Genomic DNA, 19,946 nt, shown 5'->3' on the forward strand with positions numbered 1-19,946 from the left:
CCGATGTGGTGGGGAGTAGCCGCGGCGTTGCTGGCGAACGTCCTGTACAGCACCGGTTTCGTCCTGGAGAAACGGGCGCTCGCGGCCCTGCCCCAGGTGACCGTGCGCGAACCGGCGAAGCTCCTGAGACTGGTCCTGGGCAGCCCGCTGTGGATAGGCGGATCGCTGTCGTTGGCCGCCGGATTCGCCGCCCAACTGGTCGTCTACCGCACGCTCCCGATCGCCGCCGCGCAGGGCATCTTCGTCTCCGGCCTGGTCCTGCTGGTGCTGCTGTCGGCCCGGCTCCTCGGCGAGGAGACCACCGGCCGCGAGCGGTACGCCCTCGGCGCGATCCTCGCCGCGCTGCTGATGGTCGTGCTGTCGCTGCGGGAGGACGCGGACACCGTGGGCGGCGAGGCGCCGTACCCCCTGATCCTGCTGGTCTGCGTACCGTCGCTCGGCGCGGGCGTCTGGCTGTACGGCTCCGCCGAGCGCCGCGCCCGCCACCGGCACCGGCTGCCGACGACCGGCGTCGAATACGGCGTGGCGGTGGGCGTGCTGTACGGCGTCAGCTCGCTGGCGATCAAAGGCGTCTCCAACTACCTCACGGACCTCACGGCAAGCGGAATCGGCGAGGCGCTGCTCGACCTCCTCCGCTCCCCGTATCCGTATCTCCTGCTGTTCACCGGCGCGTTCGGGCTGGTCATGTCGCAGGCGGCGCTGCAACGCTGCCGGGCCTCGCTGATCGTGCCGGTGTGTACGACGGTGACCTGCCTCTATACGGCGGTGCTCGGCACGCTGTCGTTCGGCGAGGCGCTGCCACAGGAGCCGTTGCGGCTGGCGCTGCGGCTCGCGGGCACGGCGCTGGCGATCACCGTACTGCTGACCATGCCCAAGCACGACCGGCAGGCAGCGCCCCAACCCTCCCTCGGTGCCAAGGAGTTGACACCACCGTGAAACCCGAAGACCCCCTGCTCCAGATCCTGGCGTGCCCGCTCGACAAGGGCCCGCTGCACCTGTTCACGGCCGATGACGAGGAGGTGCTCTACAACCCACGCCTGCGCCGCCGCTACCCGATCGTCGACGGCATCCCGCAGCTGCTGCCCTCGTCCGGGGAGCAGGTCACGGACGACGAACACGAGGAACTCCTCAAACGGATGACCCCATGACCAAGCCCCCGCGAACCCTCGCGGCCCGCCTGGCACCCCTGCTCCCGACCCGACTGGTCGCGGCAGCCGCCCGGGCCGTCTACCCCCGCTTCGAACCGGAGCTGGCCCGGCTCGGCGAGCTGTGCCCGCCCAACTGCGGCACAGCGGTGGACATCGGCGGCTGGTACGGCCCCTGGACACGCCGCCTGGCGAAGCGAGCCCGCGAGGTGGTGACCGTAGAACCGGTCCCCCACCTGGCACGCCTCCTCTCCGCCACGTCCCCACCCAACGTCCGCGTGATCCGCGCCGCCGCCTCCGACGGCCCCGGCATGGCCCGCCTCTGGCTCCCGGCGGACGACCCGGGCGACAGGGGCGTGTCCTCCCTGGTCCGCCGAGACATCCACAGCCGCGCGCTGGACGTCGGCTGCGTAGCCCTGGACGACCTGGGGCTCCGGAACGTCGACTTCATCAAGATCGACGTGGACGGCAGCGAACTGGCGGTGCTGCGCGGCGCGACAGGCATCCTGTCCCGCGACCGCCCGGCTCTGTTCGTCGAGCTGGAGTCCCGCATCCAGCCAATCGCCCGAGTAGTCACGTACCTCTCCCTACTCCGCTACGACGGCTGGGTCCTGCCCGGCGACACCTGGGTCCCGCTCGCTTCCTTCCCCCTGGAGGCGCACCAAGCGGAGGCCGCCCACGTCGTAACCCAGGGCCTGCTCCCCCGAGTCCTCCCCTTCCGCCACCGCCCCCGCTACGTCAACTCCGTCCTCTTCCTCCCGGACGGCCGCCGTCCGGGAGGAAGAGTGGTGAGCGACGAGATGAGCGCCGAGGTGAGCGACGATGGGAGGCATGCCGTCCGCAACACGCCCCCAAGGCCCCTTCACTCCCCTCGACTTCCAACTGGTCCTGCTGCGCCGCATGGCCGACCACAACCCGGACCTGGTGGCGGACGCGCGAGCTGAACTCGGCGCCTCCATCGCGGACATGCGCGAGGCGAACAAGCGCTGGCAGGCAATGCTCCACTCCCCGCGATCTCGCGCTGCAGCCTCCCGCTACCGCTCGATCCTGGGCACCCCCGAGTCCACCGTGCCCCGCACGATCGGCGACCTGAAGTGCGAGGCCTGGCAATGGCCCCTCCCCCTCTGGCCCGACCTGCGCTTCGAAGTCCTCACCGCCCCGAACGGCGCGGTATGGAACGAGTGGCTGGTCCGCGCGCCGGGTACCGAGGGCCCCGAGCTGCGGTCTTTGGCCGACCTCACCCCCTGGTCCTGCACGGTCGACGAGGCAGCCCGAGCCTTCCCCCCGGCCCGCCCACTGGAGGGTTCGGCCCCGACTCGGTGGGGGCTGGCGTTCAGGGCGCCGGATGGGGAGGGGAGGTCGCGGGAGGTGGTCGCGGAGTTCACGTGGGGGTTGTTGCAGCGGGTGGCGGTCGGCGAATGACGACGACGTACGTCATGCCATAGAACCCCCGCCGAACCAGGAATTGTCAGAACGGCACGGCGGGGCAGCTGGTGCCCCGTGGTGGGACTGCCAGGTCGGTGAGGTAGCTGTCCACGGCGTCCTCCATACACGGGCCGCTGGTGACGCTGCCGTGGCCGTGGCCCTCGTAGGTGAGGAGCACGCCGCTGCGGCCGAGTTGCCGGGCCACCGAGACCGCCCACTGGTAGCCGGTGGCAGGGTCGTGCAGTGCGTTGGACACCAGAATCGGAGGGGCACCGTGTGCATCCAGGGGGTGCTGTGGGTTGGCGGTCGGCAGGCCCAGACACGCCGCTGCCATGTGGATCGGCAGCAGGTGAGGCAGGTCAGGCGCCGTCCTGTTCATCATGGCGTCGAGCGAGGCGTACTCCCGGTAGTCGCGCACTGGCAGATGCCAGTCCGAACAGAAGACCGGCGTGGCCGGAGGCAGCGGGGCTACCGAGGTGGGCGACGCGGGCAGCGGCCTACTCGCCTCCATCCCCGCGATCGCCGTGGCCAGGCCCGCGTAGTCGGCCCCGTAGAACTTTCGGAACGCGATCTTGTTGACCAGATCCGAAGACGACAGCGAAGTGCCCGGCTTCGCCGGGTCCTCCAGTTCGCCGCGTCCGGCCCGGGCCAACAGGCCCTGCCAGACGGCGCGGACGTTGCGGCCGTGCAGCGCGCAGTCCGCTGCACCGTCGCACCACTTCACGAACTCCTGGAAGGAATCCTCTGCCGTGACCGCCTCGGACCGCAGGAAGGCACGGGTGGTCGGGACGCTGTGGTCCATGACGCTCTCCAGCACCATCGCGCGAACGCGGCGCGGGTAGGTCTCGGCGTACTGCGCCCCGAGCAGCGTGCCGTAGGAGCTGCCGTGGAAGGTCAGTTTCCGCTCGCCGAGGGCGGCTCGGAGGGCGTCCAAGTCCCGGACGGTCTGGGCGGTGTCAAGGTGGTCGAACACCGGGCCGGTGCGAGCCCGGCAGTCGGCACGGAGCCGCGTGTTGTACGCCACGGTGACGTCGAAATCCGCCTGGTTCTTCAGCTCCGGTGACGGCCGCTCGGCAAGCAGGTCGCCGGAGCATGTCACCGGGTTGCTGTCGCCCACGCCACGCGGGTCGAAGCTGACGATGTCGAACCTGCGGCGGACCTCGGGGCTGAACCGGCTGATACGGTCCACCACCATCTCCACACCCGAGTCGCCCGGCCCGCCGGGGCCGAACACCATCGAGCCGACGCGTGCGCCGGGGTCGGTGGCCGTGCGGCGGGCCACAGCCAGGTCGAGTCTCGGCCCGTCCGGGCGGGCCCAGTCGACGGGCACCGAAAAAGTGGCGCACTCGGCTCCCGGCTTCTCCGGGTCGCCGCACGGTGCCCATCGCAGGACCCCGGTGGCAGACGGCGACGCGTGGATCGCGGGAGCGGCGGCGAGGCCGGTGATGACGGCCATGGCGGCTCCCACGGCCATGGTCGTGCCCTGCACAGCGATGCGCCGCAGTGCGGATCTACCCCTTAACGGCATGAATCCTCCTCGTGGAAACAGCGGTTGTGTGCCCCTGTGAGGGGCATTTCCGGGTTGGGTCGGGGGCTGCTCAGAGGCGATCGGAGCCCAGCAGTTACCTCGCCGGCCTGCTCCTACGCGCCTCGATGACCTGGATAAAAGTCCTCACCCGGACCACCCATTGATCACGACTCGATACGCGCCCTAACCGCGTCCTCCGCACACCGCGCGCTCGACCATCCCGTAGGTCGCCTTCTCCTGCTCCGCCGACCGCTTCTGATCACCGAAGCGCGTGGTGAACACGGCCGCGGCGGCCGAGACCTCGCCGTCCGGCGTGACGGCGGCCTCGGAGACCGTGCCGAAGGACGTGCCGCCGTGGTACCAGACGCCGGTGTCGCAGCCGTCGACGGGGCGCCAGGCGATGCCGAGCCCGTAGCGGGCCTTGGCGCCGCCGGCGAAGTCGGGGGCCGGCACGGTGGTGCGCATCTGCGCCAGCTGCTTCGGCGGGAGCAACGTGCCGTCCATCAGGGCGCGGAGGAACGTGTTCATGTCGGTGGTCGTGCTGACGATGCCGCCGTCCGCGCCGCCGTCGACCTGGAGCGTGGTGTCGGTGAGGTCGTCGCGGCCGGGGAACTGGAGGTAGGCGATGGCGGTGGGCTGGGGGACGTAGGCGGAGGTGCCCAGCGTCAGGGTGTGGCGCAGGCCGAGCGGCTCGATGATCCGCTCGTGGATCTCCTGCTCCCAGGGATGCCCGGTGGCCCGCTCGATGATCATGCCGATCAGGACGTAGTTGGTGTTGGAGTAGGCCCACCGGGTCTCGGAGCCGGGATCCCCGGCGTCCGGCAACCAGCCCGGAGCGCGTGTCATGGCCAACGCGACCTGTTCTGCGGGGGTGCGCGCCGTGAAGCGCTTCGCGCGATAGTTCTCGGGCGTCAGTTCCTTGGGATCGCTGAACAGGATGTCCGTGTAGTTGGGCAGGCCGCTGGTGTGCTGGAGCAGGTTGCGGATGGTGACCCGGCTCCCGTCGTTGCCATGGCCGGTCACCACCCCGGGCAGCCACTGCTCCACGGTGTCGTCGAGAGCCAACTCGCCCTCGGCCACCAGCTGAAGCGCGGCCACGGCCACGAAGGTCTTGGTGTCGCTGCCGATCCGGTAGTACGCGTCGAAGGGCACCCGCCCGCCCCGCTCCAGATCCCGGACACCCGCCCTCGCCTCGCGATGACGCCCGCCGGCGTCCCGCGCCTGCACGACCAGACCGGAGGCGCCCGTACCCACCACCGCATCCGCGTCCCGCTGCAACCGCGTGCCCCTCGCCGAGTCGCTGTCATCGCCCTGCGCCCACGCTCCCGAGCCGAGCACCATGGCCCCCACGACCGCCGCACCGACACCGGCCGCGACCAGCACCACCCTCGGCCGGACCAGCCGGCCCCACTGCTTCCGCATCGTCGTCAACACGGATCAGACGCTACGGACCGGCCCACCGCGGGCCCATCCGGCAGCCCGGACCCTCGAAGCTGGGGGTAGCCCCACCTGCGCCCCACCCGTCCACGTGATCGACGAACGGTTGGCAGGCCCGTACGCTCGTATGGGTTATCGTGCCTCGTCGACCCCGACTGTTCACGAACGGGAAGCGGAGAAGGTGACGATCTCGGTGTCCGATCTTGGGCGACTCGTCGCCGGCCGTTACCTGTTGGTGGAGCGGGTGGGCAGTGGCGGTATGGGTACCGTGTGGCGGGCCGAGGACAAGCTGCTCGGCCGTCATGTCGCCGTGAAGAAGCTGCACATCCCGCCGCACCTGCACGACGACGAGGTCCGCACGCTCCATGAGCGCACCCGCCGCGAGGCCCGGAGCGCCGCCCGGATCGCGCACCCCAACGTGATCGTGGTGCATGACGTCGTCGATGACGAGGGCCTGCCGTGCATCGTCATGGAGTACATACCGTCGGCGACGCTCAGTGACGTGCTGAAGCGGCGGGGCGCGCTGCCTCCCGAGGAGGCGGCCCGGATCGGGCTGGCGATGGCCGCCGCCCTGCGCGCCGCCCACGACGCCGGGGTCGTGCACCGGGACGTCAAACCCGCCAACGTGCTGCTCGGTGCCGGCGGTCGGATCGTCCTCACCGACTTCGGGATCGCCATGGAGTCGGGAACGTCCTCCCTCACCAAGCCCGGTGAGCTGATCGGCTCCATCCGCTATCTGTCGCCCGAACGCCTCCGGGGCGCCGAGCCCGGTCCCGCCAGCGACCTGTGGGCCCTGGGGGCGACGCTGTACCAGGTGGTCGAGGGGCAGCACCCGTTCGCCCGCGACACCCCGATCGAGACCGCGTACGCCATCGCAACGGATCCGTACGAGCCCTTGCGCAACGCCGGGGACCTGGCCCCGGTCATCGAGGGTCTGCTCGTCAAGGAACCCGGGCAGCGCATGGACGTGCACGAGGTCGAACGCCGCCTGGGCGATGTGACCGCCACACGGACCGCTCGCCTCGATCCGCCCACACGGTCGGAACGGACCGACACCCCCTCGCCTCCCGCACAGAAGGGCAGTGGCAACCGCAGCCGTACGGTGGTGCGGTCGGTGGTGGCAGTGGTGCTCGCCGCCGCTGTGGCGGGCGGCGGCGCACTGTGGTGGCTCAAGGGCCCTGCCGATGAGCCGAGTTCACAGGCGTCCGGGTCCGGTGCCTCCGCCTCTCCCAGTCCCAGTCCCAGTCCCAGCGCCACCCTGCCGCCGCCGGTGCCCGACGGATATCAGCTCCAGAAGGCGGGCAGCGGCTTCTCCGTACCCGTACCGGACGGCTGGACCCGCAAGACGCTGGACGGCGGCGAAGTCGCCTTCATCGACCCGTCCGGTCTGGTCGGGCTCAGGGTCAACGCCATCGAGTTCGCGGGCACCGATCCGCTACGGCACTGGCGTGAGACGGAAGAGGAACAGACCGCCCGCGACAACCCCGGCTACGAACGCGTGCGGATGGCCGAGACGACCTTCCGCGGACGACCCGCCGGGTACTGGGAGTTCACCTTCGACGGCAGGGCACGGCAGTTCCGGGCGGCGGAGCTGGCGTTCTCCAGCACCGACGGCACCCAGTACGTGGTCTATCTCTCCGCGCCGAACGCGCAATGGCACAAGTACCGGCAGGTCTTCGACACCGCCGCCAACGGAGTCCGCGTTAGCGAGACCGGTGAGTGAGACCGGCTAGCCAGACCGGCTGAGGAAATCGTCCGTCGAAGCTGTTGCATCGCGCAACAAAACGCAGAACGCACCCAGGTGAGGGACCGACGCGGACGCCCCCGGGACTTCTACTCGTCCTGAACCGCCGTCCACTCCCCGGCCCGGACGACGTCGGCGACCACACAGCTGACGTTGTCCGGGCCGCCAGCGTCGTTGGCGGCGTCGACCAGGGCTCGTACCGCGGTGTCCGGGTCCGGGACAGAGAGGAGGAGGTGCCGGATGCGGTCTTCGGGGACGACGCCGTACAGCCCGTCCGAGCAGAGGAGGTAGCGGTCGCCGACGCGAGTCTCGTGCAGACGCAGGTCAGGGGCGGCGGGCGGGCCGCTCCCCATGGACTTGAGCAGGAGCATCCGCTGCGGATGGGACCCGGCCTCCTCCGGCGTCAACCGGCCCTCGTCGATCATCGACTGGACGACGGTGTGATCGTGGGTGATCCGGAAGAGGCCGCCGTCCCGCAGCAGATACGCGCGGCTGTCGCCGATGTGGACGAGGGCCAGCTGGGAGCCCGTCCACAGCACGGCGGTGAGGGTGGTACCGGCCTCCTCGCCGTCGGCCGCGACATCCCGAACCGCGTCGGTCGCCCCCTGCACGGCATCCTCCAGCAGCCCGAGGACGCTACCGGCCGGCACCTCGTCCCCGTCCAGGAACTTCAGCGCCTGCACGGCTGCGCTGCTGGCGGGCGCACCCGCAGGCCCGTACCCGTCGGCCACGGCGAGCAGCCGCGCGCCCGCGTACGCGGTGTCCTGGTTGGCGGGGCGTACCCGTCCGATGTCCGAGTGGGCGGCGTAACGCAGTTCCAGCATGCTGGTGCCTCTTTCCGATATGCCCGGTCCATCCGCTACGGCGGACAGCTGATCGACGAGGAACGAGGCGAGGTCACGCCGGACCGCCGTCTCGGCCTCGACGCCGGCCCAGTAGGCACGGATCTCCCGAGCGGCGGCGGCGCGCTCAAGACCGCACACCGCACGGATCCGCGCCAACGGCATCCCCAGCCGCCGCAGCCACGCCACCAGCCGGGCCCGCTCCAACTGGCCGGGCGCGTAATAGCGGTAGCCGGTGTCCGGGTCGACGTGGGCGGGCCGCAGCAGGTCCAGTTCGTCGTACAGCCGCAGTGCTTTGGGCGTGAGCCGGGACGCGTTCGAGAAGGCGCCGATCGTGAGCAGATCCATTCGCAGATCCATCCGTGAGCTCCCCCTGTTCCGCCACCGATGCTGGGGCTTCACCAAGGGTGAAGGTCAAATGGGTTGTCGCGGTTGCGGGCGTGACGGTTAGCCTGCGGGAACGCCGTACGAGAATGGAGTCCCGCCGTGCCCCGAGTCGCCCTCGTCACCTACGACCCCCGACCGGAGCCCAGCAAGGACGCCGACCTCCCCGTGCTGCTGCGGGCGCTGCGCGAGGCCGGGGCCGAGGCGGAGGCGGTGTATTGGGACGACACCGAGGCCGACTGGGCCGCGTACGACCTGGCCGTCATCCGCTCCACCTGGGACTACAGCTGGCGGGCGGACGAATTCCTGGCGTGGACGCAGAAGTGCGCGACCCTGACACGGCTGGCGAACCCGGCCGAGGTCGTGCGGTGGAACGCGGACAAGCGGTACCTCGGGGATCTTGCGGGGGCGGGAGTGCCGGTCGTCTCGACCAGCTACATAGCCCCCGGGGAGCCGGCCAGCCTCCCCGACACCCACGAGTACGTCCTCAAGCCCACCACCGGCGCCGGCTCCCGCTATGCCGCCCGGTACACCGCCGACGACCACGACACGGCCGTACGGCATCTTGCGCGGATGCACGATGAGGGGCTGACCGCGATGGTCCAGCCGTACATGCGCGGCATCGACGTCTCCGGCGAGCGCGCGTTGCAGTTCTTCGGCGGAGGGTTGCTGCACGCCAGCCGCAAACGGGCGGTGCTCACACCAGGCACGGCATACGACGCCCCCAAGGTGGCCCACCCGGACCTCGCCCCCTGGACCCCGAGTCCGTCCGAACTCGCCGTCGCCGAACAGGCGTTGGCCGCCGTACCGGACGCGACGGACCTGCTCTACGCCCGCCTGGACCTCGTGGACGGCCCCGACGGCGAACCACGCGTGATGGAACTGGAACTGGTCGAGCCGAACCTGTTCCTGTTTCTGCACCCGACGTCGGTGCCGGCGGTCAGTGACGCGATCCTGGCGGCGGTTGCGCGGTAGCCCCTAGGGCCGTGTCCCCGACCTCTTTCCGGGATGTTCCCGATGTATGGGGATGGGGCACCTTGGTCAACTTTTCCCATGAGCCGTCAACAGTCCTCTCGTGGACTCCCCATCGCCCTTGCCGTCGCAGCCGTCGCCCTGGGAACGCTCGCCGCTGCCACCGCCGCACCGGCCGGGCCAGCCCACCATGATCCGCCCCGGTTACACGCGAAGACCCAGGCCGTACTGAACGAGATCGTCGCGCAAGGCACTCCCGGCGTCATCGCCCGGGTACGAGACGCGCGCGGCGTGTGGGACGGCCGGGCCGGTGTCGGTGACCTGGTCACCGAGCGACCGAGGAGTACCAGCGAGAAGTTCCGTATCGCCAGCGTGACCAAGACCTTCACCGCCACGGTGCTGCTCCGGCTCGAAGCCGAGGGCAGGCTTTCGCTGGACGACAGTGTGGAGAAATGGCTGCCCGGGGTGGTGCGCGGCAAGGGCTACCGGCCCGGGAACATCACCGTGCGGCACCTGCTCAACCACACGAGCGGCATCTTCGACTACAACATGGACGACGGCTTCCGCGCCCTGTACGCGGGTGACGAGTTCGACCGGAACCGCCACACCAGGTGGTCCCCGAAGGAGCTGGTGGACATCGCGCTCGCCCACCCGCCCAACTTCCAGCCGGAGCAGGGCAGCAGGCCCGGCAGGCCAGGCAGGTGGGACTATTCCGACACCAACTACATCGTCGCCGGCATGGTCATCGAGAAGGCCACCGGCGGCACCTACGCGCAGGCGGTCGAGCGTCTCGTCATCCGGCCGCTCGGTCTGCCCGGCACGATCGTGCCGGGCACCTCGCCCCGACTGCCCGCGCCCCACGCGCGGCACTACTCCACGCTGTTCGAGGACGGGCCGGAGGCGAAGGTACGCGACGTCACCGAGTTCAGCCCCACCGTCGCCTTCTCTGCCGGGCAGATGATCTCGACCGTCTCAGACGTGAACACCTTCCTGTCCAAGCTCCTGGCCGGTCAGCTGCTGCCGCCCGCCCAGCAGCGGCAGCTGCTCGACGCGGTCCACGTCGACGGGGACAAGGGACACGGTGGTCCGCAGGACCGCTACGGCCTCGGCATACGGCACTTCAAACTCAAGGAGGGCTGCTGGGCCTGGGGCCACGGCGGCATGATCCCCGGCTCCGCGACCCGAACGCTCGCCTCGGCGGACGGCCGGCACGTCATGACCATGAACCGCAACGGCGACTGGGGCGAACAGCGACTGGAGGACGCGGCGGTCGAGACCGAGTTCTGCGGGCCCTGACACCCTGGGTTCCCTGCCCCGCGACGTCTGCCCGCGCGCACATGGCGACACAACCGCTCCAGCGCGTCGCCGGCGGATCGACATCACCGCCTGGGAAGCGCGTTCATGGCAGTGGTGATCCGGGCTTCTGCGGTTACCTACTGCGGAGCTGGGACCGGGGCCGCGGAAAGCCTCAGGCGCGGGCCCGGACGATGAGCGTGCCGATGTGTCCGGCCTCGGGGGCATCCACAATCGTCGCTTCAGCGGTGGCGAACCCAGCACGGAGCAGATGCCGCTCCCACACCGCGGGCTTGTAGCTGTACCGGTAGGTGAACATCGCCTTGCCCGCGAAGCCTCCCTTGTACATGCCCTGCGGCCCGTAGGCCCCGGGGATCGCGGGTGGCTGTGAGAACACGAGGACGCCGCCCGGGACCAGGTGTGCGCGGACGAGGGGGAAGAGGCGGGATGGGTCGGTGAACCATGCCGCGCCGAAGATCGAGTACACGGCGTCGTACCGGCCCTCGTCTGCGGCGAGCCAGTCGATGATCTCGCCCTGCTGGATCCGTACACCGAGCGGGGCCCACTTCTCGCCCGCGAGTTGCACCATGCGCGGCGACAGGTCGACCCCGGTCGCTTTGACGCCCCGCTGTGCGAGGTGGGCGAGGGCGCGGCCCGTGCCGCAGCCGATCTCCAGGACGGACTCCGGGGCACCGAGGAGTTCGGGACCGGGCCCGTGGCCGGCGTACTGCGTCCAGCAGAACGAGGGTGGGGCGTCGTCCTTGAACGCGGATTCGGCGTAGGTGTCCCACAGTTCGGTCTCGGCGGCGATGTCGTGCGGTACGGGCACGGGCGCGTTCCTTCGGATTGTCGGGATGCCGGAGCCCCCACCCTCGGGGAGATGTGTGAGGGCGGGGGCCGACTGTAGCGGGGTCAGTGGCTGTCGGGGACCTTGTCGTCGCAGGGAGAGCAGTCAGTGCCGTCGATGGCCCACAGTTCCTCGTCGATTGCCCAGCCCTGGCTCTTGAGGAAGTCGCCGGTGCGCAGGCACAGGCCGTCGCGGCGGCGCTCGATGAACGGGGCGTGGTGCTTGGAATCGGCCGCCGTTGTACAGGCGGCAGATGCCCCACCAGACGGGTGTGTCGAGGATGAGTTGATGGACGCCGATGTCGACGAGTTTGCCGACGCCGAGGTGCACGTCGGGATTCTCGATGGAGCCGAGGACGTACATAACGGCGTTGCCGAGGATCCGCTCGGCCATGTCGCGGACCATCGTGTGGTCGCGGAGCAGTAGGGCGACCTCGCGGTCCCACAGGCTCATGCCGGAGTCGAAGACGTTGACGGTCAGCTCGGTGATGTGCGGTGCGACCGAGTTCAGCAGCTCTTGCGGGTCACGGGTGCGGGTTGCGGCGGGACGTTCCAACGCGACGGTCACGTGGTCCTCCTGTTGTGGACGGTCGCCTCCGGCCGGAGGCGACCGTCCCTTCGAGGGTGCAGGGCAGGCGGGTCAGTGGTTCGACAGAGCGCGGGCGGGCCCGAGTTGGCGGGCTCGTGTCCACGAGCACTGAGTCGTCGGGATCGGTGATCGGCTCGTCGCAGTGACGGCAGATGTGCAGCGTCCCCGTCACGGGCGCCCGTTCAGCGTCTCGAAGTGGTCGCACAGCGAGTTCAGGGAACGGGCCAGACGGCGGGCGTGGGCAACACCGGCATCGAGCCTGGCGAGCGGTGTAACGGCCATCTTCCGGCGCGCCTCACCGACGCAGGCCATGGCGCAGTACGACTGCACGCTCTTGAGCCGGTTCCCCGCGGCCCGCTCCACCTCCGGGACGAGCAACTCCAGGTGGCCGCGCAGCACGAGGGCAAGCGCGTCGACCTCGGTGGCTGTCGGCGGCAGCGCCTCCGGACCGTCATCGGGGCCGAGGAGACGGCGCGCGTTCTCCCTCATCATTTCCAGGTCGGGAGGAGCCTGATCGCACTCTTCGACGGCCGGTGGGCGGGCTGTAGCTTGGGCCATGTCGGCGCTCCTCAGCAGCGTTGGCCACGCCCCGGGAGGCCTCCACCTCGCCGGGTCTTTCCGTAGCTCCCGACGCTAGAAGTGCAGTCTGCGCAACCTCCAGGAATGTGCATGGATGTACACCCGTCTTGTTTGCGGTCTTGACCTGCCAACTGCTCCACACGACCGTGGTGTACATCCCTGAACACCATGAGCAGCGGAGGCGATTGTGGACCTACGGTTCATCGGGATCGACCCCAACACCGGCGACGGCGAAAGCCCCACCGTGTGGGTCGACCAGGAGAAGCAGGAACTCGTACTCCAAGGCTGGAAGCCGGGTCCGGAACTTGAAGCGGCGTGTGCGCAGTTCGAGGTGCCCGGCCACGCGGTGGGGATCCCGGACCACGAGGCCGTGATCCGTATCCCCGCCAGGATGGTGCCGATGATCAGGGAGGCCTGCGATGCCGTCGAGCGTGCCGACGTTTCCTGAACTGCTCGGCTCGGCAACGAGCACGGCCGTCCATCTGGAGATGCGCGACAGCTACGCCGTCGACTACGAGAACGGGCCGTTCGCCGACTGGCGGGCTGGCTTCCGTCACGACCCCGCGGACCGGGCGTCCTGGTGGCGTCCGTGGCTCGACCTGATCCAGGAGACCGTGGGCCGCGGCGTCGTCGTCCGCCGGGCCCGTATCGTGTCCGAGCCGGTCAGCGAATACACCCGCTTCCTCTACGACGGCACGTTCACCAACGTCGCCGCGGGCGAACAGGTGCGCTGGCTTGCTCGCCGCCGTGCTTCAGACATCGCCCTGCCGGGAAACGACTTCTGGCTGATCGATGGCCGGCTGATCCGGTGGAACCACTTCACCGGCGAAGGCGCGTCCGGAGGCGGGGAGATCAGCGATGATCCGGCCGCGGTGAAGCTGTGCGCCGACGCCTTCGAAGCGGTGTGGGAGCGAGCCATCCCGCACGACAAGTACAAGATCAGCTAGCACGGAAGGCGCACGCCCAGCTCATGCCCATCTCTCCCTCGTCCTCGGCGCAGGCCGCCCGAAAAGCAGTAGCCGGACGGCTGAAGGAACTTCGCGCCGACGCCGGGATCACCGGCCCCGAGCTGGCCGCGCGCTGCGGCTGGAGCCACCCGAAGACGTACCGGATCGAGGCTGCCCGCACGCCGCCGTCAGCTGACGACATCCGTCGTTGGTGCGAGGCGTGCGGCGCCGCGGGCCAGGCCGAGGACATCATCGCCCAGTCCCGCACCGCCGAGTCCATGTACACGGAATGGCGACGCAAGGTGCGCACTGGCCTCAAGCAACTCCAGAACAGCTACGTGCACTTGTTCCGGTCCACGCAGCTCTTCCGCGTCTACTCGCCCACGCTCGTGCCCGGCCTGCTCCAGACCGAGGGATACGCGACGGGCCTGCTCTCCTCGATCACAGAGTTCCGCGACATCCCCAACGACGTCGGGGAAGCCGTAGCCGCGAGGCTGGAACGATCCCGGATCCTGCACGAACCCGGGCACCACTTCGTGATGGTCATCGAAGAGCCGGTCCTCTACTACCGACTGGGCGACAGCGATGCGATGGCCGCCCAGCTCGGCTACCTGCTCACCGCTGGCGCGCTGCCGTCGGTGTCGCTGGGCATCATCCCCAGCGCGACCGAGGAACGCGCCATGTGGCCACAGGAGTTGTTCCACGTGTACGACGACGCGCTTGTGTCGGTGGAGCTGCTTTCGGCGCGCGTCCAAGTCACCCAGCCCTCGGAGATCGCCCTGTACGTGAAGGCGTTCGAGCAACTGCGCGGCATGGCCGTGTACGGGGCCGACGCTCGCGCGTTGATCGTGAAGGCCATCGAGGTGCTGAGATGACCCGGGTGCAGGGCCTACCCTCCCCGGCATGACCGCCGTCGCTGTGACCCTGGCCGTGATCGCCGCCGCCCTGGAGATCTGGGGCATCTGGCGGACCATCAAAGACATCCGTACGGCACGCCGGCGTCTGGCGTCGTATCTGGATCTTCCGCGCACCGTGTACGGGTCGGCTCACGGCCTCCTTGGCGGCTTGAGGATGATGGCCACTGGGACGGTGCGGTCAGACGCTGGAGCAGCGCATCGAGGCTCTGGAGGCGGCACAGCGCGGTCTGCATGACGAACTCGACCGTCGGGAAGAGACGGCGAGGGAGCGCCTCAGGAAAGAGTTCCAAGGCGCCCTGAAAGATTCCGAGAAGACCATCGACGACCAGTTCACGAAGCTGCGGAGATACGTCGTGGGCGATGGTCAGACATCCCGGACCAGGGCGTACCGGGGGCCGATCGTGTTGGGCATCGGCATCGTGGTCGGCCTGGTCGGCAACATCTTCTCCAGCCTCTGATCGCAGAGATCAGGCAAGGGTGGACGGGTCCGCCGACCGAGAAGAACGAGTCCGACCGCATCGAGTGGATCCCGCTCGCGGAGGTTCGGGGCATGATCGACCGCCGCGAGGTCGTGAGCAGTGGGTCGCTTGTGGGTCTTCTCTACCTGCTCATGGATGAAGCGATCCGCTGACTGGTGGGACGAGTCCCCGTAGCTCTGTCCCGACACTTCGGGCCGGGACAGAAGCCGCACGGCTACGGCTCGAGGCCGCTGGCCTTGGCGATCGCCTCTACCTCGCGGCGGAGTCGTTCACGATCGGTGGCGCTCTGACCGGGATCCGGGCCCGCGGCGCCGAAGCCGACGAAGGTCTGCGCGCCGAGCGGGCCCAGGAGCGTCAGGAGTTGGTGGAGCTGCTTGCCGAACTTCGGGGTGAACAGTTCCTGTTCGCGTGGGGAGAGGGCGATGTCGATGTTGGTGTTGCGGTGCACCAGGGCGTCGTTGGTGCCCTTGAGGATGCGTAGCAGCAGGTCGTACGACTCGGGGTCGAGGCTGTTCTGGAGCTCGGACAGACAGAGGGCGAACTGCTTGGTGCTCTCCAGGAATCCGTGTTCGTTCATTGGGGCATCGTGGCGGATCACTGGCTGCGATATGGGGTGTTTCGGGGGATTGGCTGTCTTTCCTCTGTCTGGCTTGACAAGACAAGGATGCAGGGCGGGGGTTCGGGGGGTTCGGACAGGATGGGTCCCATGACTTCCTCGTCCTCGCTGTCCGCCACGGTGATCACCTCGGACCGACTCCGGCTGCGCAAGGCCCATGACACCGACCGCGATGGAATCATCGAGCTTCAGACCGATCCACGGGTCCGGATGTACCTCGGCGGACCGAGGCCCCGGAGTGCTGTCGAGCAGTATCTCGATGCGGCCGGTATCGCCGACGTGGCCAACAAGCCCGGCACCTTCGTCATCGCCGACAAGACGACGGACCGGCTCATCGGAACGCTCGTACTCGACCGACGCTCCCCCGACCTCCCCGGTCACGTCACCGAGAACGGTGGGGAACTGGAGCTGGGCTACCTCCTCCGACACGACGCCTGGGGCGCGGGCCTGGCGTTCGAGGCCGCCACGGCCGCGTTGCGCGCCGCCGCCGACGAACTGCCCGACCAGCCGGTCCTGGTCGTGACCCAGACAGCCAACGAGCGTTCACTCAAGCTCGCCACAACCCGCCTCGGCTTCCAGCGCATCAGCACCTTCGAGGCGTACGACGCGGAGCAAACCCTCGCCGTAGCCAGCCTGCACTCATTCAAAGCCTGACCGACAACCTTGTGCCGGTGCGGTTTTCCGCAGCGTCGGTCATGCGGAAACCCGTACAGGACCGGACGGCAACCCTCATACCAGCGTTGAGCTGCGGTTTCTAAGTTGGAGGGCGGTCGGGGTCGTTGCCCCGGCGAAACTGAACCTGACCCTCCGCGGGGAGACCGTATGCAGCTCACGTCCTTGGCTCTGACCGACCAGCCGACCGGCGGTATCGCCGGCTGGGCTGCCGATCTTGTGGAGGCGTTGGGGGGTCCCGGGGCCGGACTGGCCATCGCGTTGGAGAATCTCTTTCCGCCGCTGCCGAGTGAGGTGATTCTGCCGCTGACCGGGTTCGCGGCGGGGCAGGGATCGCTGAGTCTGGTCTCGGCGCTGTTCTGGACCACGCTCGGGTCGGTTGTGGGGGCCGTGGTGCTGTATTGGACCGGCATGCTCTTCGGGCGTGAACGGATGCACGCGATCTGGGCGAAGCTGCCGCTGGTGAAGGCTTCCGATCTGGAGCGTACGGAGCGGTGGTTCCTGAAGCACGGCACCAAGGCGGTGTTCCTCGGCCGTATGGTGCCGATCTTCCGGAGTCTTGTCTCCGTGCCCGCCGGGGTGGAGCGTATGCCGTTGCCCGTGTTCGTCATGCTGACGACGCTGGGCAGCCTGATCTGGAACTCGGTTCTGGTACTGGCCGGTTACTGGCTGGGCGACCAGTGGTCGTCCGTGGAGAGGTATGTCGGGGCCCTCTCCAAGGGTGTGCTGATCCTGGTGTTCGTCGCCCTTGCGGCATACGTCAGCGTACGGCTGCGCGGCGGCAACCGGGCCCAGCACCGCCGTACTTCATGACCCACCGGATAGGCTCGGCGCTCGTGCAGGGGGATTCCGCAGGTGTCAGCGGCCAGGACTCCGCAGGTGTCACCGGCCAGAACCTGTCGGCCTCGTGGCCGCGTCGAAGTGCCGGTACGTTACTCGGCTGCGTCACGGGGCTGTTCGACTCCCTTCATTTCCTCGTCGTAGGCACCGCCCTCGGCCCCTTCCTGCTGTGGCCACTCACCCGCGCCAGTGCCCTCGGCGTCCTTATGGCCGGAGCCCGTCGGCTGATGGTCCTGGAGCGGAGGCGGCGGGCCGTCTTCTTCGGTGATGTCTTTCCCGGGCGCTATCAGGCGTCCGATGAGAAGGTTCTGCGCTATCTGGCGGTGCGCAGTTACGCCGGTCTGCTGTGCGGTGTCGTGATCGCACTGCTGGGGGCCGGCATCGTCCTGGCGGGGCTGCTCGTCGCGGGAGTGGTGCAAGGGAGCGTCCGCTGGAACGAGTTGCTGACGCAGGTGCTGTTGGGTGGTGTGCTGCTCTTCCTCGATCTCCAGGGGCTCCACTCGCTCGCCGCCCTGGACGCGCGTCTCGCCCGCGAGTACTTCGGCCCCTCCGAGCGGGAACTGCTGGAGCGCCGCATCCATGAACTCGCCGCCAGCCGGGCAGCGGTCGTGCAGGCCGTCGACGCGGAACGCCGGCGTATCGAGCGGGATCTGCACGACGGGATTCAGCAGCGCATGGTGGCGCTGGCCATGCTGCTGGGCCGGGCACGCCGGGGACGCAGTCCCGAGCAGGCGGACGCCATGCTGCGCCAGGCGCACCAGGAGTCCCAGGACATGATGGCGGAGCTGCGCGAAGTGAGCTGGCGGGTGTACCCCTCGGCGCTGGACAGCCTGGGGCTCGAGGAGGCGCTGGGCGGGGTGTCCGAGCGGTGCGGCATTCCCGTACGGACGGAGTTCGACGTCGGTGGGCCGTTGCCGCAACCGGTGGCGACCGCCGCGTACTTCGTGGTGTCGGAGTCCGTGACCAACGCGGCCAAGCACTCGCGCGCCACGGCCGTCTCCGTGCGGGTCGGGCTCCGCGGCGGAATGCTCGCCGTGCAGGTCCAGGACGACGGCAAGGGCGGCGCGAATCCGGCGGGCGGCGGGCTGAGCGGGCTGCGCAGCCGGGTGGCCGCGCTGGACGGCGCCCTGCGTGTCGACAGCCCCGAAGGGGGACCCACCACCATCACCGCGGAGCTGCCATGCGCCTGATGATCGCCGAGGACTCGACCCTGCTGCGCGAAGGGCTGGTCCGTCTCCTGGTGGAGGAGGGGCACGAGGTCCTGGGCGCGTACGGCGACGCTGGTCCGTTGATGGAGGAGATCGCCGTACGGCGGCCCGACGTCGTCGTTCTCGACATCCGGATGCCGCCTACGCACACCGACGAGGGGCTGCGTGCCGCGCTGGAGATCCGTGAACGGTGGCCGGAGACCGGCGTAATGGTGCTGTCCCAGCACATCGAACGCAACTACGCCGTCCAGCTCCTGGCCTCCAGCGCGGAACGAGTCGGCTACCTCCTCAAGGACCGCGTCGCACAAGTAGAGGAGTTCCTGGACGCGTTGGAGCGCATTCAGGCCGGGGGTGCGGCCATCGACCCGGAGGTGGTACGGCAGTTGGTGGTCCGGACGACGAACGCCGATCTCCTGACCCGCCTCACGCCTCGCGAGCGCAGCGTTCTCGAAACCCTGGCCCAGGGGCACACCAACACGGCGATCGCCCAGCAGCTGCATATCTCGCTGAGCGCGGTGGAGAAGAACCTCAACGCGATCTTCGACAAGCTGGAGCTGTCGCGCACCACCGGTTACAACCGGCGGATCCTGGCGGTGCTGAGGTATCTGGAGGCGTAGCGAACGCCGGTTGGCGGGAGGCGTGGAACGCAGACCGTGGCGCCTCGCGGCTACGCCCCCTCCCCCGGGTCCCAGTCCAGCAGCCGTACCTTCGCGACCGTCCGGACGTGGCGGCGCATCGCCGCGGCGGCGGCTGCGGGGCGGCGGTCGGTGATCGCGTCGAGGATGGCCTCGTGCTGGGCGTAGGAGCGGGTGGGGCGGCCGGGCTGGCGGAGGGACTCGGTGCGGCTCTCGGCGATCTGGTCGGAGATGGAGCGCATGAACTCGGCGAGGATGCTGCTGTGCGCGGCCGCCGTGACCGCCGCGTGGAACAGGCGGTCACCGTCGACACCGGGCCGGCCGTGCTCGATCTCCTCGGCCATGTGCGCGAGCGCCTGGCGCATCGCGGTCAGGTCGTCCTCCGTACGCCGCTCCGCGGCCAGTTCGGCGAGTTTCGTCTCCAGGGCCTCGCGGGCGTCGAGGACGTCGGGGAGACGCCGGCGACGCTCGACCAGCTTCTCCACGGGCTCCACGTCGAGGCTGTCCCGGACGAGGTACGTGCCGCCGCCGTGCCGCGCCTCCACCAGGCCCTGGACCTCCAGCACCACGATGGCCTGCTTCACCGAGGCGCGGCTGACGCCGAGGCGCTGGGCGAGGTCGCGCTCGGGCGGGAGACGGTCGCCGGCCTTGAGGTCACCCTCGGCGACGTACTGGCGCAGCCGGTCCAGCACCTGCTCGTAGAGGCGCTGCTTGCTCATGGGGCGCAGGGCGTCGGTCACAGGGTCCCCCTCTCGTGGGGAGGGTAACACTGGGTGGTCGAGTGGTTCATTGGTGCAGTGGCTGAGCCAATTCTTGCGCGACCCCTTGACGCGTCGGACAGACGGGCC

At 69.4% G+C, this 19,946-nt stretch carries 21 protein-coding genes and 2 pseudogenes; 15 read left to right on the plus strand and 8 right to left on the minus strand.

Annotated elements, in window-relative coordinates:
- Nucleotides 1–3: 3 nt before the first annotated feature.
- Genes KCH48_RS14370 through KCH48_RS14385 form a run of 4 tightly spaced genes read left to right on the plus strand, consistent with a single transcriptional unit; the run spans nucleotide 4 to nucleotide 2,567 of the window.
- On the plus strand, nucleotides 4–936 hold the full coding sequence (locus tag KCH48_RS14370) for a hypothetical protein (RefSeq protein WP_210574074.1): 933 nt from the start codon (nucleotides 4–6) through the stop codon (nucleotides 934–936).
- The gene (locus KCH48_RS14375; protein ID WP_210574076.1) at nucleotides 933–1,148 is read left to right on the plus strand and encodes a Trm112 family protein; all 216 of its coding nucleotides are present in this window, start codon (nucleotides 933–935) and stop codon (nucleotides 1,146–1,148) included. The genes KCH48_RS14370 and KCH48_RS14375 overlap by 4 nt, the downstream gene beginning before the upstream one ends.
- Nucleotides 1,145–2,089 carry an FkbM family methyltransferase gene (locus KCH48_RS14380; RefSeq protein ID WP_210574077.1) on the plus strand — a complete coding sequence of 315 codons (945 nt, stop codon included), beginning with the start codon at nucleotides 1,145–1,147 and terminating at the stop codon, nucleotides 2,087–2,089. The genes KCH48_RS14375 and KCH48_RS14380 overlap by 4 nt, the downstream gene beginning before the upstream one ends.
- Nucleotides 1,977–2,567, plus strand: coding sequence for a hypothetical protein (locus KCH48_RS14385; RefSeq protein WP_210574079.1), 591 nt, complete (start codon nucleotides 1,977–1,979; stop codon nucleotides 2,565–2,567). The genes KCH48_RS14380 and KCH48_RS14385 overlap by 113 nt, the downstream gene beginning before the upstream one ends.
- Before the next feature lie 46 nt (nucleotides 2,568–2,613).
- Here the strand turns inward: KCH48_RS14385 and KCH48_RS14390 are convergent, their stop codons facing one another.
- Both KCH48_RS14390 and KCH48_RS14395 read right to left on the minus strand, forming a co-directional pair.
- Entirely contained in the window at nucleotides 2,614–4,098 is a 1,485-nt protein-coding gene (locus KCH48_RS14390) for an alpha/beta hydrolase (RefSeq protein ID WP_210574081.1), read from the minus strand.
- A 183-nt stretch (nucleotides 4,099–4,281) separates the two neighbouring features.
- Entirely contained in the window at nucleotides 4,282–5,439 is a 1,158-nt protein-coding gene (locus KCH48_RS14395; protein WP_210574568.1) for a serine hydrolase domain-containing protein, read from the minus strand.
- A gap of 289 nt (nucleotides 5,440–5,728) precedes the next feature.
- Here KCH48_RS14395 and KCH48_RS14400 point away from each other — a divergent pair, with 289 nt between their 5' ends.
- A complete protein-coding gene (locus tag KCH48_RS14400; RefSeq protein WP_210574083.1) occupies nucleotides 5,729–7,258 on the plus strand; it encodes a serine/threonine-protein kinase in 1,530 nt (509 codons plus the stop codon).
- Between the two features lie 110 nt (nucleotides 7,259–7,368).
- Here KCH48_RS14400 and KCH48_RS14405 read toward each other — a convergent pair whose 3' ends face one another.
- A complete protein-coding gene (locus KCH48_RS14405; protein WP_210574569.1) occupies nucleotides 7,369–8,469 on the minus strand; it encodes a MerR family transcriptional regulator in 1,101 nt (366 codons plus the stop codon).
- 138 nt (nucleotides 8,470–8,607) lie between these two features.
- On the opposite strand from KCH48_RS14405, the gene KCH48_RS14410 reads away from it, so the two are divergent.
- Complete coding sequence (locus KCH48_RS14410; protein WP_210574085.1) at nucleotides 8,608–9,480, plus strand: RimK family alpha-L-glutamate ligase; 873 nt, start codon at nucleotides 8,608–8,610, stop codon at nucleotides 9,478–9,480.
- Nucleotides 9,481–9,558: 78 nt separating this feature from the next.
- Nucleotides 9,559–10,773: a serine hydrolase gene (locus KCH48_RS14415; RefSeq protein ID WP_246885292.1), complete on the plus strand. Its 1,215-nt coding sequence runs from the start codon at nucleotides 9,559–9,561 to the stop codon at nucleotides 10,771–10,773.
- 172 nt (nucleotides 10,774–10,945) lie between these two features.
- Here the strand turns inward: KCH48_RS14415 and KCH48_RS14420 are convergent, their stop codons facing one another.
- The 3 genes and pseudogenes from KCH48_RS14420 to KCH48_RS14430 form a co-directional block, all read right to left on the minus strand.
- Nucleotides 10,946–11,599, minus strand: coding sequence for a bifunctional 2-polyprenyl-6-hydroxyphenol methylase/3-demethylubiquinol 3-O-methyltransferase UbiG (locus tag KCH48_RS14420; RefSeq protein ID WP_210574087.1), 654 nt, complete (start codon nucleotides 11,597–11,599; stop codon nucleotides 10,946–10,948).
- A gap of 83 nt (nucleotides 11,600–11,682) precedes the next feature.
- Nucleotides 11,683–12,184, minus strand: a pseudogene (locus KCH48_RS14425) (hypothetical protein).
- 189 nt (nucleotides 12,185–12,373) lie between these two features.
- Nucleotides 12,374–12,763, minus strand: a complete 390-nt coding sequence (locus tag KCH48_RS14430; RefSeq protein ID WP_210574089.1) for a DUF6415 family natural product biosynthesis protein — start codon at nucleotides 12,761–12,763, stop codon at nucleotides 12,374–12,376.
- Between the two features lie 208 nt (nucleotides 12,764–12,971).
- Between KCH48_RS14430 and KCH48_RS14435 the strand changes: the two genes are divergently transcribed.
- The 4 genes and pseudogenes from KCH48_RS14435 to KCH48_RS42230 form a co-directional block, all read left to right on the plus strand.
- Nucleotides 12,972–13,232, plus strand: a complete 261-nt coding sequence (locus tag KCH48_RS14435; protein WP_210574091.1) for a hypothetical protein — start codon at nucleotides 12,972–12,974, stop codon at nucleotides 13,230–13,232.
- Nucleotides 13,204–13,731, plus strand: a complete 528-nt coding sequence (locus KCH48_RS14440; RefSeq protein WP_210574100.1) for a DUF6879 family protein — start codon at nucleotides 13,204–13,206, stop codon at nucleotides 13,729–13,731. Before KCH48_RS14435 ends, KCH48_RS14440 begins: the two co-directional genes overlap by 29 nt.
- Nucleotides 13,732–13,754: 23 nt before the next feature.
- Nucleotides 13,755–14,606, plus strand: coding sequence for a helix-turn-helix transcriptional regulator (locus tag KCH48_RS14445; RefSeq protein ID WP_210574102.1), 852 nt, complete (start codon nucleotides 13,755–13,757; stop codon nucleotides 14,604–14,606).
- 520 nt (nucleotides 14,607–15,126) lie between these two features.
- Nucleotides 15,127–15,279: pseudogene (locus KCH48_RS42230) on the plus strand (NUDIX hydrolase); the annotation flags it as partial.
- A 62-nt stretch (nucleotides 15,280–15,341) separates the two neighbouring features.
- Here the strand turns inward: KCH48_RS42230 and KCH48_RS14450 are convergent.
- A complete protein-coding gene (locus KCH48_RS14450; protein WP_210574104.1) occupies nucleotides 15,342–15,704 on the minus strand; it encodes a hypothetical protein in 363 nt (120 codons plus the stop codon).
- Between the two features lie 129 nt (nucleotides 15,705–15,833).
- Here KCH48_RS14450 and KCH48_RS14455 point away from each other — a divergent pair, with 129 nt between their 5' ends.
- The 4 genes from KCH48_RS14455 to KCH48_RS14470 all read left to right on the plus strand — a co-directional run bounded on the left by KCH48_RS14455 (nucleotide 15,834) and on the right by KCH48_RS14470 (nucleotide 19,080).
- Entirely contained in the window at nucleotides 15,834–16,397 is a 564-nt protein-coding gene (locus KCH48_RS14455; RefSeq protein ID WP_210574106.1) for a GNAT family N-acetyltransferase, read from the plus strand.
- A 168-nt stretch (nucleotides 16,398–16,565) separates the two neighbouring features.
- Complete coding sequence (locus KCH48_RS14460; protein ID WP_210574108.1) at nucleotides 16,566–17,228, plus strand: DedA family protein; 663 nt, start codon at nucleotides 16,566–16,568, stop codon at nucleotides 17,226–17,228.
- Nucleotides 17,225–18,445: a sensor histidine kinase gene (locus KCH48_RS14465; RefSeq protein WP_210574110.1), complete on the plus strand. Its 1,221-nt coding sequence runs from the start codon at nucleotides 17,225–17,227 to the stop codon at nucleotides 18,443–18,445. The genes KCH48_RS14460 and KCH48_RS14465 overlap by 4 nt, the downstream gene beginning before the upstream one ends.
- A complete protein-coding gene (locus tag KCH48_RS14470) occupies nucleotides 18,436–19,080 on the plus strand; it encodes a response regulator transcription factor (RefSeq protein WP_210574113.1) in 645 nt (214 codons plus the stop codon). Before KCH48_RS14465 ends, KCH48_RS14470 begins: the two co-directional genes overlap by 10 nt.
- A gap of 50 nt (nucleotides 19,081–19,130) precedes the next feature.
- On the opposite strand, the gene KCH48_RS14475 is transcribed toward KCH48_RS14470, so the two are convergent.
- Nucleotides 19,131–19,838, minus strand: a complete 708-nt coding sequence (locus KCH48_RS14475; protein ID WP_210574115.1) for a FadR/GntR family transcriptional regulator — start codon at nucleotides 19,836–19,838, stop codon at nucleotides 19,131–19,133.
- Nucleotides 19,839–19,946 lie beyond the last annotated feature (108 nt).

It is taken from the genome of Streptomyces sp. GESEQ-4, from assembly GCF_017948455.1.
In the GTDB taxonomy this organism is placed as follows: Bacteria; Actinomycetota; Actinomycetes; order Streptomycetales; family Streptomycetaceae; genus Streptomyces.

Excerpts from the sequence above, each read along its gene's own strand:
- KCH48_RS14370 (WP_210574074.1), top strand. The coding sequence starts at position 4 with ATGTGGTGGGGAGTAGCCGCGGCGTTGCTGGCGAACGTCCTGTACAGC.
- KCH48_RS14380 (WP_210574077.1), top strand. The coding sequence starts at position 1,145 with ATGACCAAGCCCCCGCGAACCCTCGCGGCCCGCCTGGCACCCCTGCTC.
- KCH48_RS14385 (WP_210574079.1), top strand. The coding sequence starts at position 1,977 with ATGCCGTCCGCAACACGCCCCCAAGGCCCCTTCACTCCCCTCGACTTC.
- KCH48_RS14390 (WP_210574081.1), bottom strand. The coding sequence starts at position 4,098 with ATGCCGTTAAGGGGTAGATCCGCACTGCGGCGCATCGCTGTGCAGGGC.
- KCH48_RS14395 (WP_210574568.1), bottom strand. The coding sequence starts at position 5,439 with ATGGTGCTCGGCTCGGGAGCGTGGGCGCAGGGCGATGACAGCGACTCG.
- KCH48_RS14405 (WP_210574569.1), bottom strand. The coding sequence starts at position 8,469 with ATGGATCTGCTCACGATCGGCGCCTTCTCGAACGCGTCCCGGCTCACG.
- KCH48_RS14415 (WP_246885292.1), top strand. The coding sequence starts at position 9,559 with ATGAGCCGTCAACAGTCCTCTCGTGGACTCCCCATCGCCCTTGCCGTC.
- KCH48_RS14430 (WP_210574089.1), bottom strand. The coding sequence starts at position 12,763 with ATGGCCCAAGCTACAGCCCGCCCACCGGCCGTCGAAGAGTGCGATCAG.
- KCH48_RS14440 (WP_210574100.1), top strand. The coding sequence starts at position 13,204 with ATGCCGTCGAGCGTGCCGACGTTTCCTGAACTGCTCGGCTCGGCAACG.
- KCH48_RS14445 (WP_210574102.1), top strand. The coding sequence starts at position 13,755 with ATGCCCATCTCTCCCTCGTCCTCGGCGCAGGCCGCCCGAAAAGCAGTA.
- KCH48_RS14450 (WP_210574104.1), bottom strand. The coding sequence starts at position 15,704 with ATGAACGAACACGGATTCCTGGAGAGCACCAAGCAGTTCGCCCTCTGT.
- KCH48_RS14455 (WP_210574106.1), top strand. The coding sequence starts at position 15,834 with ATGACTTCCTCGTCCTCGCTGTCCGCCACGGTGATCACCTCGGACCGA.
- KCH48_RS14460 (WP_210574108.1), top strand. The coding sequence starts at position 16,566 with ATGCAGCTCACGTCCTTGGCTCTGACCGACCAGCCGACCGGCGGTATC.
- KCH48_RS14465 (WP_210574110.1), top strand. The coding sequence starts at position 17,225 with ATGACCCACCGGATAGGCTCGGCGCTCGTGCAGGGGGATTCCGCAGGT.
- KCH48_RS14470 (WP_210574113.1), top strand. The coding sequence starts at position 18,436 with ATGCGCCTGATGATCGCCGAGGACTCGACCCTGCTGCGCGAAGGGCTG.